This is a genomic window from Pseudomonas cerasi (assembly GCF_027983475.1).
Lineage (GTDB): Bacteria > Pseudomonadota > Gammaproteobacteria > Pseudomonadales > Pseudomonadaceae > Aquipseudomonas > Aquipseudomonas cerasi.
The window spans coordinates 276126-291936 of record NZ_JAQJVM010000004.1 but is presented as its reverse complement, the minus strand read 5'-3'; the positions used below and the strand labels follow the sequence as shown (position 1 = coordinate 291936).

Genomic DNA, 15811 nt, shown 5'->3' with positions numbered 1-15811 from the left:
GGGCATGCTCATGCCCGTCCCCGACGTGTGCCGGCCTGATGGCCGGCAACGTTGTCAACGTCCGATCATTGGCAGGTTCAAGCCCTGCTCTTTGGCACAATCGATAGCGATGTCGTAACCGGCATCGGCATGACGCATCACCCCGGTGGCCGGGTCGTTGTGCAATACGCGGGCGATACGCTCGGCGGCTTCATCCGTACCGTCGCAGACGATCACCATGCCGGAATGCTGCGAGAAGCCCATGCCGACGCCGCCACCGTGGTGCAGCGAGACCCAGGTCGCACCGCTGGCGGTATTGAGCAGGGCATTGAGCAGCGGCCAGTCGGAGACGGCATCGGAGCCATCGCGCATGGATTCGGTTTCGCGGTTGGGGCTGGCGACCGAGCCGGAGTCCAGGTGGTCGCGGCCGATTACAACCGGTGCCGACAACTCGCCACTGCGGACCATTTCGTTGAAGGCCAGGCCCAGCTTGGCGCGCTGGCCCAGACCGACCCAGCAGATACGCGCTGGCAAGCCCTGAAAGCTGATTCGCTCGCGGGCCATGTCCAGCCAGTTGTGCAGGTGCTCGTCATCCGGGATCAGCTCTTTGACCTTGGCGTCGGTCTTGTAGATGTCCTGCGGATCGCCCGACAGCGCGGCCCAGCGGAACGGCCCGATGCCACGGCAGAACAGCGGACGGATGTAGGCGGGCACGAAACCCGGGAAATCGAAGGCATTGGTGACGCCGACTTCCTTGGCCATCTGGCGAATGTTGTTGCCATAGTCGAAGGTCGGAATGCCGGCTTGCTGGAAGGCGAGCATGGCTTCGACGTGTTCGGCCATCGATTGCTTGGCCGCCTTGACCACACTGGTCGGCTCGCTGACCGAGCGGGCACGGTACTCGTCCCAGGTCCAGCCTTTGGGCAGGTAGCCATTGAGCGGGTCGTGGGCGCTGGTCTGGTCGGTGACCATGTCCGGGCGCACACCGCGACGGACCATTTCCGGCAGGATGTCCGCCGCGTTGCCACACAGGGCGATGGAGATGGCTTTGCCTTCGGCCGTGTATTTCGCGATACGCGCCAGTGCGTCATCGAGATCAGCGGCCTGTTCGTCGACGTAGCGGGTCTTGATGCGGAAATCGATACGGCTCTGCTGGCATTCGATGTTCAGCGAGCAGGCCCCGGCCAATGTCGCGGCCAGCGGCTGCGCGCCACCCATGCCGCCCAAACCTGCGGTCAACACCCAGCGGCCCTTGAGGTTGCCGTCATAGTGCTGGCGACCGGCTTCGACGAAGGTTTCGTAAGTGCCTTGCACGATGCCCTGGCTGCCGATGTAGATCCAGCTGCCGGCGGTCATCTGGCCATACATGGCCAGGCCCTTGGCATCCAGTTCGTTGAAGTGCTCCCAGCTGGCCCAGTGCGGCACCAGGTTGGAGTTGGCGATCAATACGCGCGGGGCGTTGCTGTGGGTCTTGAACACGCCGACCGGCTTGCCGGACTGCACCAGCAGGGTTTCATCATCGTTGAGCTGAGTGAGGCTTTCGACGATCTTGTCGTAGCACTCCCAGTTGCGTGCGGCACGACCGATGCCACCGTAAACCACCAGTTCATTGGGGTTTTCGGCGACTTCCGGGTCGAGGTTGTTCATCAACATGCGCAGCGGTGCTTCGGTCAGCCAGCTCTTGGCGGTCAGTTGAGTACCGCGTGCAGCCCGTACGACGCCTTCGCGATGGCGGGTCCAGTCCTGCTTAAGGTCTTGATTATTCTCGGTCACAAAAAAATCCTCGGCGATCAATTCGAACCAGCCCGATGAAGGGCGAGCAGCGCCTGGCGAAGCAGGCCTATTCACTTGGGTAGAAGACAGAGTGTTCAGCCTGTCTCTACTTGTACATACAAGCATATGCAATCAAAAGACCAACTTTGTGCTGTCGCTGTTTTTTGCCCATCGAATCTATCTGCAGGGCTTTAATTATGCGGGCCTGGTGCTTTTGATCAGCAAAGGGGCATTTCTCCGAAGAGGGCTGGACGTTGTTACCTGAATGACTTTTTGCGCAGTTTTGGGGCGGCAGGTAACAGATTGGTGCGGGGAATGTGTGCGCCGCGTTCGGGCCGGGAATGAACTGCCGCTGGGTGTTTGCAAACAGCGCATTTGGCGGGCTGCAAATGGCCTCTTCAGCATGGGAACGAACCCGATCAAGCATGCGTCATACCCAGGCCTGAGCCAGCATTCACCGGCCTGCGATTAGGTCTCGCGGGTGTTTTCGTGTTTAAATTGAACGCTCGTTCAAGTTAAACCGGTGGTTCGCTGCCCGCTCACAACAGGAGGCTTACCCTTGCCGTATCCGCTTTTTGCAGTTGGTTTTATCAGTCCGGAGGCACTCAACCGATGAGTTCTGCGAGTTCCTCTTCAAGCGGCATGGTTCGCATGAATGCTCCAGTGTTCTATTTCGCTGCGAGTTTTATTCTGATTTTCGGCATCGTCGTGATCGCGTTCCCGCAAGCCAGCGGCGAATGGCTGCTGGCGGCGCAAAACTGGGCGGCCAACACGGTCGGCTGGTACTACATGATGGTCATGACCCTGTACCTGGTCTTCGTGGTGGTCACCGCCTTGTCGGGCTTCGGCAAGATCAAGCTCGGTGCCGACCACGACGAACCCGAGTTCAGTTACCTGTCATGGGCCGGGATGCTGTTTGCCGCCGGCATCAGCATCACGCTGTTCTTTTTCTGCGTTTCAGAACCCCTGACGCACCTGCTGCAACCGCCGCAGGGCGAGGGTGGTAGCGCAGAAGCAGCACGCCAGGGCATGCAGTTGCTGTTTCTGCACTGGGGGCTGCATGGCTGGGGCGTGTTTGCCTTCGTCGGGATGGCGCTGGCCTATTTCGCCTATCGGCACAACCTGCCGCTGGCCCTGCGTTCGGCGCTGTATCCGCTGATCGGCAAACGCATCAACGGCCCTATCGGCTATGCGGTCGATGGTTTCGGCATCATTGCGACCATCTTCGGCCTCGGCGCAGACATGGGCTTCGGGGTGCTGCACCTCAACTCCGGTCTGGATTACCTGTTTGGCGTGGCGCACACCCACTGGATTCAGGTCGGACTGATCACCCTGATGATGGGCGCTGCGATTCTAGTGGCGATCGCCGGTGTCGACAAAGGCGTGCGCGTCATGTCCGACATCAACATGCTGCTGGCCTGTGCGTTGCTGTTGTTCGTGCTGTTCGCCGGCCCGACTCAGCACTTGCTCAACACGCTGGTGCAGAACATCGGTGACTATCTGGGTGCACTGCCGAGCAAGAGTTTCGACGTGTATGCCTACAACGAGCCGAGTGACTGGCTGGGCGGCTGGACGGTGTTCTATTGGGCCTGGTGGATTGCCTGGGCGCCGTTCGTGGGCCTGTTCATTGCGCGTATCTCGCGTGGCCGGACCATCCGTGAGTTCGTCTTCGGTGTGTTGCTGATCCCGCTGGGCTTCACCCTGGCGTGGATGTCGATCTTCGGTAACAGCGCCATCGATCAAGTGCTCAACCATGGCATGACTGCGCTGGGTCAATCGGCTATCGACGATCCGTCGATGACCCTGTACCTGCTGCTGGAAACCTATCCGTGGAGCAAGACGGTCATTGCGGTCACGGTGTTCATCAGCTTTGTGTTCTTCGTGACGTCGGCCGATTCGGGCACTGTGGTGCTGTCGACACTGTCAGCCAAAGGCGGCAACCCTGACGAAGACGGTCCGAAATGGCTGCGGGTGTTCTGGGGTGTGGCCACGGCGCTGATCACCAGTGGCCTGTTGTTCTCGGGCAGTATCGATGCGCTGAAGTCGGCTGTGGTACTGACCTCGCTGCCGTTCTCGCTGATTCTGCTGCTGATGATGTGGGGCCTGCACAAAGCGTTCGTCATGGAATCCCAGCGCCAGATTGCGCAACTGTATTCGTTGGCGCCAGTGTCCGGTTCAAGGCGCGGCGGGTGGCGTCAGCGCCTGAGCCAAGCTGTGCATTACCCGTCGCGAGACGAGGTGTACCGTTTCCTCGATCAGACCGTGCGTCCGGCGATTGAAGAAGTGACGGCGGTGTTCGTCGAAAAGGGTTTGAACGTGGTCAACGTGCCCGACCCGTCCAACGACTCGGTGACCCTGGAAATCGGTCACGGCGAAGAACGTCCGTTCATTTACCAAGTGCAGATGAAAGGCTTCTTCACGCCTTCGTTCGCTCGTGGCGGCATGGGCTCCAAGCAATTGAACAATCGCCGCTACTACCGCGCCGAAGTTCACTTGAGCGAGGGCAGTCAGGACTACGACCTGGTGGGCTACACCAAGGAACAGGTCATCAACGACGTGCTCGATCAGTACGAGCGGCATATGCAGTTCCTGCATCTGGTGCGGTGATCGGGGCGTGGGGGGCGGTTACAACTATCGTCCCTCACGCTCTGCGCCGCGCCTCATGTTCAGGAGAGGACGCGGAGCGTCCAGAACGGCATGCGACGCGGAGCGTCGCACGATGGTTACAGGGTCATCGTTCCTCACGCTCCCGCTTAGGCTCGAGAGTGCGGCAGGCTCACGTACTCTCTCGCTCTACCAATCTGCATTCCAGCAGGTTCAGGCGTTGTATCTCTCCCTCTACTGGTAACACTCCGAGGCTTTCAAGCACCCGCGTGGCGGCCATTACGCCGATCTGCAGTGCGGGCGGTTTGATGGTGGTCAGGCTGGGCAGCATCATTTCTGCGAAGGCGTAGTCGCCAAAACCCATCACGGCGCAATCCTGCGGAATGCTCAGGCCTGCGCGCTGGCTGGCGAGCAGGGCGCCGGCTGCCAGGTTGTCGTTGGCGAAGAAGATCGCGTCAGGGCGGGGCTCTTGGTTCATCAGGGTGTCCATCGCCTGTTTGCCTGCCTCGAATGGCGCTCGGTCCGCGTCCGGGACGAAGACCCACGGCGTGATACCGAGCCCTTCCAGAGTCGCAGCGTAGCCGTCGCGGCGCTCCAGTGCGCTGAAGTCGCCCGCAATGCTGTTCTGTACGAACGCGATTCGCCGGTAGCCCTTGTCATGCAGATAACGGGCTGCCATGACGCCGACGTCGTAGTGCGAAAAGCCGATCTGGATCGGACTGCGGTCGGGTTGATGGTCCCAGGTTTCGATCACCGGGACATCGGTCTGCTCGATCATTTTCTCGGTAGCAGGGCTGTGAAAGCGACTGGTCAGCACCAGTGCCGCCGGTGACCAGCCCAGAAATGCCCGTACCGCGCTTTCTTCCTGCTCGGCGGAAAAGTAGCTGGAGGCCAGCAGCAACTGAAAACCGTGTCGGCTCAGGGTGTCACTGAAGCCCTGAATGGTATTGGCAAAGATCGGCCCGGAGATGTTGGGAATCACCATCGCCACCACCCGGCTGCGTGCTGACGCCAGGCCGCCAGCAACCAGATTGGGCACGTAACCCAGTGCATTGACCGTGCTCGCAATCCGCTCGCGCAGTTCGGGCGATACCTGTTCCGGCTGATTGAAATAGCGCGATACGGTAATGGCCGACACCCCCGCCTGACGCGCCACGGCAGTGATCGTCACCCGGCCTGCGCCTCGGCGTTTACGTGTCAGGGGTTTCTCGTCAGCCATGCTCGATCACTTCGCATAAAATTAAAAAGAATATAAAACTAATTTTTCAGTATTGGACGGTCTATCTAGCATTTCCCGATACTGGCGATGTTAGCGCTAACAAAGATGGTTGTCTGCTACTCGCCACCGCGAATGCCCGGACCCGGTTTAGTCAGCACGTATAGGCGCCAGTGCGCATCGCACTGTCGGATCAGGGCATATTTCAGGTAGGCACGCAGATGCACACAACAGCTGGGGATGGCGTCAGACACACGCTTCTGGCGCAGGCGATCGATCAGGCTCATGCGGCGCGGGGGCGTCGTTGTGGGTGGTTACTGATGGGGCTGACGGCATTGCCGTGTGTTCCGGCCATGGCAGAGACAGCGGCAGGGCAGAATACAGAAACGGTAGCGCTGGAATCGGTGACCGTGACCGCCACACGCCGTGAAGAATCGCTGCAAAAAGTACCGGTTGCCGTGTCCGTGATCGAGGGCGAACAACTGGAGCGCGATAACCGTAATGGCGTGGCCAGTATTGTGCAGCAGGTGCCGTCGTTGAATTTCCGCACCGGGGCTTCCAACAAGGACACTTCGCTGTTCGTTCGCGGTGTCGGCACCATTTCCACCTCGCCAGGCGTCGAACCGACCGTGGCAACCGTGATCGACGGCGTGGTGTATGCCCGTCCGGGTCAGGCCACGCTGGACTTGCTCGACCTGGAACGCATCGAAGTGCTGCGCGGCCCGCAAGGTACGCTGTTCGGCAAGAACGCTTCGGCGGGCGTGCTGAACGTCACCACGAAGGCACCGACCGAAGAGACTCACGGTTACATCGATCAGTCGTATTACAGCGGCAACGAAAGCCGCACCCGTTTCGGTATTGGCGGCAGCCTGATTCCGCAGACCCTCAAAGGCTCGATCACGACGTTGTTCGGCAGCTATGACGGCAATGTCGATAACAAGCTCAATGGTCAGGAAGTCAACGGTTACAACCGCAAGGGTGCACGCGGCAAGCTGGAATTCACGCCCAATGACGACATCACCTTCACCCTCGCAGCGGACTACATGCAGTCCCATGACGACGCGCCCAACGGCGTGGTAGCCAAGGCGCTGACCCCGTCCTTCGCCAGTGCCCTGGCGCCGGTACGTGCCGACAGCGATAACCGCAATGTCGTCAGCGATTACCGCAGCCATGTCGAGGACGTCAACAAAGGCCTGTCCGGTCAGCTCGACTGGCAACTGGGTGACTACACCGTGACCTCCATCACCGCCTGGCGCGGTTGGGACAACACGCAGTATCAGGACGGCGATCGGCTTGGCACCATCACCGCCGCGTTCCCCGGCACTGAAGACAAGGGCGATCTTGAGTTCAACCAGTATTCACAGGAGCTGCGTCTGGCGTCGCCGAAAGGCCAGTTCGTCGAATACGTGGGCGGGCTGTTTTACATGCACGGCAAGAGCGACGAGACCTATCAGCGCACGCTGATCACACCGACGACTCAGGATCGCGGCATCGCCGACTACAGCACCACCACCGACAGTTATTCGGTGTTCGGCGAAACCACGTTCAATTTCACGCCGGACTTCCGTGCGATTGCCGGGGCACGCTGGACCCACGACGATCTGGAATACGATCATCGCCGCGTCTCGACATCGGCTACGACCGTCAGCGGCATTCAGCCAGCGACCAGCAGTTCCGGGTCGGTGGACGAAGACGGCAAGTCCGGGCGTCTCGGTTTGCAATACGACCTGAGCGACAGTGTGATGACCTACATCACCTATTCGCGCGGCTACAAAGGCCCGGCCTACAACGTGTTCTTCAACATGCAGCCGCGTGACACCGAGGCCCTCAAGCCGGAAACCTCGAACACCTGGGAGGTCGGCCTCAAGGCCACCACCTGGAATAATCGCCTGACCACCAACCTGGCGGTGTTCCACAGCGAATACGACAACTATCAGGCGAACTTCTTCGACAGTGTTGCCGGACAGGTCGTGACGCGCCTGATCAACGCCGGCAGTGTCAGCACCGAAGGCGTCGAGCTGGATTACGCCCTGCAAGCCACGCGAAACCTGAAATTCTCCGGCGCGCTGTCCTACACCAGAGCACGCATCGACAGCTTTGCCTGCCCGGCCGGTGCGGCGGCGTCCTGCAACGTCGACGGCAAAACCCTGCCGTACAGCCCGGACTGGAAAAGCTACGTGCGCGCCGACTACACCCTCCCGCTGGACAACGGCCTGGATATCGAACTGGGCACCGATTACAGCTGGCAGAGCGAAGTGCAGTACGACATCAGCCAGAACCCGGACACCAAACAGGGCGCTTACGGCATCTGGAACGCCAGCGTGGCACTGGCTGATTACAACAGTGGCTGGCGTGTGGCATTGCTGGGCAAGAACCTGGCTGACAAGTCCTATTCGCCAATGCTGGCGACCGGGGGCAACTACGTTTACCGATCCGTGCCGCGTGATGATGAACGTTATTTCGGTGTGCAGTTACGCAAGGATTTTTGAGCCGAGACCCCAGGCAACACGTAAGGAGTGAGGTATGAGCACGACTGCTCGACAGATGAAGCTGGGCGCTTTCCTGATGGCCACCGGGCACCATGTCGCTGCCTGGCGGCACCCGGATGTGCCTGCGGATGCAGGGCTGGATTTCAAGCATTACCGGCACGTGGCCAGGGTTGCGGAGGCGGCAAAATTCGATGCACTGTTCGTCGCCGACAGCGTGGCTGCCGCGACCGGTGATATCGCCAGCCGCATGGCACGCTCCGATCATTTCGAACCGCTGACCCTGCTCTCGGCACTCAGTGCGGTGACTGAGCATATCGGTCTGATCGCGACGGCAACCACCACCTACAACGAGCCGTATCACGTAGCCCGCAAGTTCGCCTCGCTGGATCATCTCTCCGGTGGGCGAGCGGGCTGGAATCTGGTGACCTCGGATGCCGCCGCCGAAGCGCAGAACTTCGGTCGCGCCGAGCATGTGGGGCATGCCGAGCGCTATAGCCGCGCACGAGAGTTTCATCAGGTGGTGACCGGCCTTTGGGACAGCTGGGCAGACGATGCCTTCACCCGCGACAAGGCCAGCGGCGAGTATTACAACCCGGCCAGGCTGCATGTGCTCGATCACCAGGGCGAGCACTTCAGCGTCAAAGGCCCGCTGAACGTGGCACGTTCGCCGCAAGGACAACCGGTGGTGGTGCAGGCCGGTTCCTCGGAAGTCGGGCGTGACCTGGCGGCGCAGACGGCGGAAGTGGTGTTCACCGCGCAGACCTCGCTGGCCAGCGCCCAGGCGTTTTATGCGGATATAAAAGGCCGTCTGAGTGCTTACGGGCGTGACGTCGATTCGCTGAAAATCATGCCCGGCGTGTTCATCGTCGTGGCCGAAACCGAAGCCTTGGCGAAAGCTAAATTCGAGTCGTTTCAGGCGCTGGTCGAGCCTCAGGTCGGGGTCGCTCTGCTGGGCCGCATGCTGGGCAATTTCGACCTGTCGGGTTACCCGCTGGATGGCCCGTTGCCAGAGCTGCCACTGACCGACAGCGGCCAGCGCAGCCGGCAGAAACTGCTCACCGAACTGGCCGATCAGGAAAACCTGACCTTGGCGCAACTGGGGCGGCGGATTGCCGGCGGGCGAGGGCACTACAGCCTGATCGGTACGCCTGAGCAGATTGCCGATGAGCTGCAACGCTGGTTCGAGCAAGGTTCGGCGGATGGCTTCAATGTGCTGGTGCCGCATCTGCCGGGTGGTCTGGAAGATGTCGCGCAGTTGCTGGTGCCCGAGTTGCAGCGGCGTGGGCTGTTTCGTACCGAGTATGAGGGCACGACCTTGCGTGAAAACCTTGGCTTGCAACGGCCTGCTTACAGATTTTGATCGTTGCCGCATGCAAGTCCTGATGAGCGCAGCAAGCGGGCTTCTGTCCGCAGGGCGTGGGAGCGACCGGGGCCTTCGGCCAGAATCAGAGGCAGATTTTTATACAGAATTAAGGGATCACCCATGAAACCATTCACGTTTATCGCCGCCATTCTGGCTTTCAGTGGCCTGTTCGGGACAGCTGCTGCCGTCGAGCCCGACACCCTCCGCATCGGCTACCAGAAGGGCTCTATTACGCTGGTGCTGGCCAAGGAACACGGCTTGCTGGAAAAGCGTTTTCCCGAGAAACAAATCAAATGGATCGAGTTTCCGGCCGGGCCGCAGATGCTGGAGGCGCTGAACATTGGCAGCCTGGACATCGCCTCCACCGGCGACATTCCGCCGATTTTCGCCCAGGTCGCAGGTGCCGACCTGGTCTACATTGGTGCCGAGCCACCCAAGCCGCAGGTGGAAACCCTGTTGGTGCGCAACGAAAGCCCGGTGCACAGCGTCGCAGAATTGAAAGGCCGCAAGGTCGCGCTGCAGAAAGGCTCCAGCTCGCATAACGTGGTGCTGCGTTTGCTCAACAAAGCAGGCCTGACCTTCAAGGATATTCAGCCAATCTATCTGACCCCTGCCGATGCCCGCGCTGCCTTTGAAAACGGCAGTGTCGATGCCTGGGCGATCTGGGACCCTTACTACTCCATCGCTATGAGCGAAGGCCACACTCGCCTGCTGGCCAACGGCGAGGGACTTGGATTGTCCGGGCCGTTCTATACCGCACGGCGGGCGTTTGCCGAGGAAAATGCAGCGCTCGTGCAGCAGGTGCTCGATGAACTGACAGTTGCCGATGGGCTATCGCGCTCGCAGCGTGCCGAGAGTATTCAGATACTGGCGCGCAGCATGGGCTTGTCCGAAGCGGTCATGACTCAGTATCTTGACCATCGGCCTGTATCACCCAGCCTGCCGATCACGCCGGAGATCGTAAGTGCGCAACAGGCGACCGCTGATCTGTTTTACGACAACCACTTGATACCTAAGCGGGTCGACATTCAGCAGGTTGTCTGGCAAAAGCCATGATTCCGGCGTTGCGAACAGGCGTCGCCTGTTCGCAAACGCAATCAAGACGCCTCGAATATCCCCCAGACAAGAGAGGATTCAATGACCTACATCGCTGCCGAAAATCGTTACGAAGACATGCCTTATCGCCGTACCGGCCGCAGCGGGCTGGTGCTTCCGGCACTGTCTTTGGGCTTGTGGCACAACTTCGGTGACAGCACGCCGATCGACACCCAGCGCGCCATGCTGCGCACGGCGTTCGATCTGGGCATCAACCATTTCGACCTGGCCAACAACTATGGCCCGCCGTACGGCAGCGCCGAGATCAACTTCGGCCGTCTGCTGCGCGAAGACTTCAAGCACTACCGTGATGAACTGATCATCTCCAGCAAGGCTGGCTGGGACATGTGGCCGGGCCCATACGGACAGGGCGGTGGTTCACGTAAATACGTGCTCGCCAGCCTCGACCAGAGCCTGCAGCGCATGGGGCTCGATTACGTCGACATCTTCTATTCCCACCGTTTTGACCCGGACACTCCGCTGGAAGAAACCGCCAGCGCGCTGGCCACCGCGGTTCAGCAGGGCAAGGCGCTGTATATCGGTATCTCATCCTATTCCGGGGCCAAGACCCGTGAGATCGCGGCGTTGCTCAAAGAGTGGAAAGTGCCGTTGCTGATCCACCAGCCGGCCTACAACCTGCTCAATCGCTGGGTCGAGAAAGACTTGCTCGACGCGACTGAAGAGCTGGGCGCGGGCGTGATCGCCTTTACCGCGTTGGCCCAGGGGTTGCTGTCGGACAAATACCTGAACGGCGTGCCCAAGGATGCGCGGGTCAATCGTCCGGGTGGCGGCTCGCTGCAGGCTTCGCACCTGTCCGAGCAGAACATCGCCCACGTGCGTGCGCTCAACGAAATCGCCCAGCGTCGCGGTCAGAGCCTGGCACAAATGGCCCTGGCCTGGACGCTGCGCGATCCGCGCGTGACCTCTGCGTTGATCGGTGCGAGCCGTCCGGAGCAGATTGTCGAAAACGTCGGCGCGCTGAAGAACCTCGCGTTCAGTCCTGAAGAACTGGCCGAGATCGACAGCTTTGCGGTGGAAGGCGGAATCAACCTGTGGGAAAAACCATCACTGGCTGAGTGATGCGGTGCTGTGCTGAGCTGCGCGTTACACGCAATTCCTGAGATGACTATCGTTCCCACGCTCCGCGTGGGAATGCAGTTCTGGACGCTCTGCGTCCTGCCTTGAATAGTAGGCGCGGCGCAGAGTGTTTCGAAATGCATGCCAATGCGGAGCATTGGCACTAATGACCATCATATAACCACTCAGCCCTCATCGGCCTCGTCGTCATCCCCGCCATCGATCTTCATGCCCAGTTCCTTGATCTTGCGGGTCAGGGTGTTGCGGCCCCAGCCCAGCAGTACGGCGGCGTCGCGGCGGCGGCCGGCGGTGTGCTTGAGGGCGGTTTCGATCATGATCCGCTCGAAGGTCGGCACGGCGCTGTCCAGCAGGCTGGACTGACCACGAGACAAGGCCTGATCGGCCCACTGGCGCAGCGCCTGTTCCCAGTTGGTGACCGGTGCGGCGTCCTGCGGCAGGCTCAGCAGTTCCGGTGGCAGGTCGCTGATGTGCACTTCACGACCCGACGCCATGACCGTGATCCAGCGGCAGGTGTTTTCCAGCTGACGCACGTTGCCAGGCCACGGCAGATGCTTGAGGTATTCCTCGGTCTCGGCCTTGAGCAGCTTGGGTTCGACCGCCAGTTCCTTAGCCGCGCGGCTGAGGAAGTGCTTGGCCAGGGTCGGGATGTCTTCACGACGGTCCGACATGCGCGGAATGTGGATACGGATCACGTTCAGGCGGTGGAACAAGTCCTCGCGGAACTTGCCGGCCTGTACCAGGGTTTCCAGGTTCTGGTGTGTCGCGGCAATGATCCGCACGTCGACCTTGACCGGCGTGTGCCCGCCTACCCGGTAGAACTCGCCATCGGCCAATACACGCAACAGACGGGTCTGGGTGTCGGCCGGCATGTCACCGATTTCATCGAGAAAAAGCGTGCCGCCGTCGGCCTGTTCGAAGCGTCCACGACGTAGGTTGGCCGCGCCGGTAAACGCGCCTTTTTCATGCCCGAACAGTTCGGACTCCATCAGGTCCTTGGGGATCGCCGCCATGTTCAGCGCAATGAACGGCGAGGCCGAACGCGGGCTGTGGCGATGCAATGCATGAGCGACCAATTCCTTGCCGGTTCCCGACTCACCGTTGATCAACACCGTGATGTTGGAGTGACTCAGACGGCCGATGGCGCGAAACACTTCCTGCATCGCTGGCGCTTCGCCAATGATTTCAGGGGTGCGGGTCAGTGTCGGTGCAACGTCCAGGCCCTGTTGTTCCTGAGCGTGCTGATTGGCGCGCTTGACCAGCGAGACGGCTTCATCGACGTCGAACGGCTTGGGCAGGTACTCGAACGCACCACCCTGATAAGACGCCACGGCACTGTCCAGGTCCGAATGGGCGGTCATGATGATCACCGGCAGACGCGGATGCTGCTCGCGAATCCGCGCCAGCAGGTCCAGGCCACTGGCACCCGGCATGCGGATGTCGGAAATGATCACGTCGGGTTGCTGACGGGCCAGACGGCTCATCACCCCGTCGGCGCTGTCGAAGCTTTGCGTGGTCATGCCTTCCTGTTGCAAGGCCTTTTCCAGTACCCAGCGGATAGAACGATCGTCGTCTACGATCCAGACAGTTTCACTACGGCTCATGTCGAAGCTGCTCCTTGTTCCAGCGGCAGGAAGATCGAGAATGTGGTGTGGCCGGGATGGCTGTCACACTCGATCAGACCCTGGTGCTGGCTGATGATGTTCTGGGTAATGGCAAGACCTAATCCCGTACCGTCCGGGCGGCCACTGACCATGGGGTAGAAAATGGTTTCCTGAAGTTCGGCCGGAATACCGGGGCCGTTGTCGATGATTTCGATCTTGCTCACCAGTCGATGGCGAACGTGGCCGATGGTGAACTGGCGCATGGCGCGGGTGCGCAGGGTGATCCGGCCAAGGCGCAATTCGTTCTGGCCGCTGATGGCCTGCATGGCATTGCGCACGATATTGAGCACGGCCTGGATCATTTGCTCGCGGTCGATCAACACGTCGGGAATGCTCGGGTCATAGTCGCGCACCAAGGTGATGCAGCCCTGGCTTTCGGCCTCGACCAGGCTGCACACACGCTCCAGCACTTCATGCACATTGGTCATGGCCAGCGATGGCAGCTTGTTGGAGCCGAGCATGCGGTCGACCAGATTACGCAGGCGGTCGGCCTCTTCGATAATGACGTTGGTGTAGTCCTTGAGGCTTTCTTCAGGCAGCTCGCGGGCCAGCAATTGTGCGGCCCCGCGAATGCCGCCCAGCGGATTCTTGATCTCGTGAGCCAGGCCACGCACCAGCATCTTGGTGGTTTCCTGCTTGGACAGCTGGGCCTCTTCCTTGGTAATGCGCAACAACCGGTCACGCGGGTGTACTTCAAGCAACAGCAGGGTATCGCCCTTGCTGAGGATAGGCGTCACCGCATAGTCGACAGTCAGGGTCTGACCGGTCAGTGCAGTGAGCATCGCTTCGCGCTTGGTGAAAGGATGAGCCTGTTCGACTGCCTGACGCAGCGAACTCAATGCTTCGGCCGACTCGGTGAACAGCTCGCTGATGAATTGCCCATGGCTACGCTGCCCGCTGATGGCCAGCAGCATTTCCGCTGCCGGGTTCATGTACTCAAGTCGCAAGTCGGCGTTGAGCAGAATGGTGGCAGTGGTCAGGTTATCCAGTAACAGTCTGTGCAGCGCATCGCTGATAGTCATGAATCGTGTTGACCTCTTTTGGCACATTGCAGTCGCGCCATGCTGGTGCTGGCTGGTCTGCGCCAGCAGGAGCAAAGCCACCAATACGGTGCTGTGTCAGTGAAGTTGCAAAAAACAAACCAAGGCTCCGAAAAGAAGCGTTTTATCTGCAAAGTCGGGCCGTTTTTGCAAAGCGTGCCCGCATACGGCGCTACCCGGCCGGGCTTCCTGAACCAGATTGGGCTGTATTGTTGCGCAGGCAGTCATTGGGCGCACCAAAAAGGTGCTGGCGTTTTGGCGAGATCAGAAGAAGGGCAGGATGCTGCTTTTGGGCTCGGGCTTGTCCTTGAGCGGACACTCCGGCCGCACACCGTAGTCATCCTCTTTGCAGGGGTGAGTCGCGCGCTTTTGCGCCAGGGAAATGCGCTGCACGTGAAAGGGCTGGTTCGGTGTTTTTTCCAGCACACGGCCAAGTTCGTCGAAAATCTCTACCGACAGTTGATGCGTGCCACGATCGACATTGCTCAACGGGAACACCGGGCTGCGGCCGGCCTGGCCGACGGCAACACCATCCAGTAGCAATCGATAGCTGTGCCCGTCCTGTAACACCGGTTCGCTGGTGACGGTAACGATCAGGTCGCCACTGGGATTGACCAGGGTGGCGTCCGGTTCGGGCACCAGAATTCTCAGCAATTGGTAATGAAACATCGGCTTTATTGCAGGTTTGGCAGGGTGGGCCTTCAAGGTCCGGGTCGGCGGTGTGCCGGTCATGTTGTTGCTGGGCGCGATGTCGACGCGGGTGGCGTTCTTGCGCGGCTGGTCGGTAAACACCCGATTACCCTGCGCGTCGATATAGGTATAGACGTCGGCCGCTGCGGGCAGCGTCAACAGCAGCAACAGGCAGGTCAGCAGACGGCGCATCGTGTGTCTGCTCATGGCTTGCCGAGGTGTACGCGCTGTACGGTCAGGGTGATGGTTTCACTCTGCTGAATGATCCGCTCGCCGTCTTTCACGACCACCGCGAAGCTGTGTTCGCCGCGATCTACGTTGACCACTTGAAAGCGCGGCAGGTTGGAGGGCTGCCCGTACAGGTTGCCGTCCAGCAGCAGTTGCAGGCTGTGAGTCGGTTGCAGACGCGGCTGGATCTTCACGCCGATGATGAACGTGCCATTGTTGGCGCGTAACGCTTCGTCGGTGGGCAGGTCGGTGAGTTCCAGTACGTCATAGGCCGTTTGCGGCTGCGAGGGTGGTGCGACAGGGGCTGGTTGCGGCGCACTGTTGACGACCGGTCTGGAAGGCGTCTGCGTTTCTATGCTGTTGAGTGGCGGCAACTCGACCACTTCGGTCTTGGCCCCGTTGGGCGGCTGGTTGCTGAACGCGGTGTTACCGTTCGCATCGGTGTACTTATAGATCTGCGCCAGCGCGGGCAGGCTGATCAACAGCAGCAGGCAAATCAGACTTTGACGCATGAGACTCTCGACAGTAGGGCAAGATTGGCCGTCAGCATAGAACACATCGCCCTATGCTGCGCT

At 60.3% G+C, this 15811-nt stretch carries 12 protein-coding genes; 5 read left to right on the top strand and 7 right to left on the bottom strand.

The genetic code is table 11. From position 1 onward, the window contains the following. Nucleotides 1-54 precede the first annotated feature (54 nt). Together hutU and PI739_RS23005 are read right to left on the bottom strand one after the other, a co-directional pair. Nucleotides 55-1752, bottom strand: coding sequence for a urocanate hydratase (gene hutU / locus PI739_RS23010; protein ID WP_003432400.1), 1698 nt, complete (start codon nt 1750-1752; stop codon nt 55-57). Between the two features lie 106 nt (nt 1753-1858). Continuing rightward, nucleotides 1859-2179: a hypothetical protein gene (locus PI739_RS23005; RefSeq protein ID WP_134816071.1), complete on the bottom strand. Its 321-nt coding sequence runs from the start codon at nt 2177-2179 to the stop codon at nt 1859-1861. A 224-nt stretch (nt 2180-2403) separates the two neighbouring features. Here PI739_RS23005 and betT point away from each other — a divergent pair, with 224 nt between their 5' ends. Beyond that, complete coding sequence (gene betT, locus PI739_RS23000; RefSeq protein ID WP_201023372.1) at nt 2404-4359, top strand: choline transporter BetT; 1956 nt, start codon at nt 2404-2406, stop codon at nt 4357-4359. A 169-nt stretch (nt 4360-4528) separates the two neighbouring features. Here betT and PI739_RS22995 read toward each other — a convergent pair whose 3' ends face one another. After that, the gene (locus PI739_RS22995) at nt 4529-5575 is read right to left on the bottom strand and encodes a LacI family DNA-binding transcriptional regulator (protein ID WP_058397119.1); all 1047 of its coding nucleotides are present in this window, start codon (nt 5573-5575) and stop codon (nt 4529-4531) included. A gap of 170 nt (nt 5576-5745) precedes the next feature. Between PI739_RS22995 and PI739_RS22990 the strand changes: the two genes are divergently transcribed. The 4 genes from PI739_RS22990 to mgrA all read left to right on the top strand — a co-directional run bounded on the left by PI739_RS22990 (nt 5746) and on the right by mgrA (nt 11599). Then, nucleotides 5746-8061: a TonB-dependent receptor gene (locus PI739_RS22990; RefSeq protein ID WP_271352204.1), complete on the top strand. Its 2316-nt coding sequence runs from the start codon at nt 5746-5748 to the stop codon at nt 8059-8061. A gap of 34 nt (nt 8062-8095) precedes the next feature. Further along, the gene (locus tag PI739_RS22985) at nt 8096-9421 is read left to right on the top strand and encodes an LLM class flavin-dependent oxidoreductase (protein WP_058397120.1); all 1326 of its coding nucleotides are present in this window, start codon (nt 8096-8098) and stop codon (nt 9419-9421) included. A gap of 123 nt (nt 9422-9544) precedes the next feature. Beyond that, complete coding sequence (locus PI739_RS22980) at nt 9545-10480, top strand: sulfonate ABC transporter substrate-binding protein (protein WP_058397121.1); 936 nt, start codon at nt 9545-9547, stop codon at nt 10478-10480. Between the two features lie 81 nt (nt 10481-10561). Beyond that, nucleotides 10562-11599, top strand: a complete 1038-nt coding sequence (gene mgrA / locus PI739_RS22975) for an L-glyceraldehyde 3-phosphate reductase (protein WP_004654952.1) — start codon at nt 10562-10564, stop codon at nt 11597-11599. Between the two features lie 182 nt (nt 11600-11781). On the opposite strand, the gene ntrC is transcribed toward mgrA, so the two are convergent. The 4 genes from ntrC to PI739_RS22955 form a co-directional block, all read right to left on the bottom strand. Then, nucleotides 11782-13218, bottom strand: a complete 1437-nt coding sequence (gene ntrC, locus PI739_RS22970) for a nitrogen regulation protein NR(I) (RefSeq protein ID WP_271352203.1) — start codon at nt 13216-13218, stop codon at nt 11782-11784. Next, nucleotides 13215-14300, bottom strand: a complete 1086-nt coding sequence (gene glnL / locus PI739_RS22965; protein ID WP_002555720.1) for a nitrogen regulation protein NR(II) — start codon at nt 14298-14300, stop codon at nt 13215-13217. Before glnL ends, ntrC begins: the two co-directional genes overlap by 4 nt. Nucleotides 14301-14582: 282 nt before the next feature. Further along, nucleotides 14583-15200 (bottom strand): DUF4124 domain-containing protein, encoded by a 618-nt coding sequence (locus PI739_RS22960; protein WP_003372084.1) that lies wholly within the window; start codon nt 15198-15200, stop codon nt 14583-14585. Nucleotides 15201-15211: 11 nt separating this feature from the next. After that, entirely contained in the window at nt 15212-15748 is a 537-nt protein-coding gene (locus tag PI739_RS22955) for a DUF4124 domain-containing protein (protein ID WP_044310464.1), read from the bottom strand. Between the last annotated feature and the right edge of the window lie 63 nt (nt 15749-15811).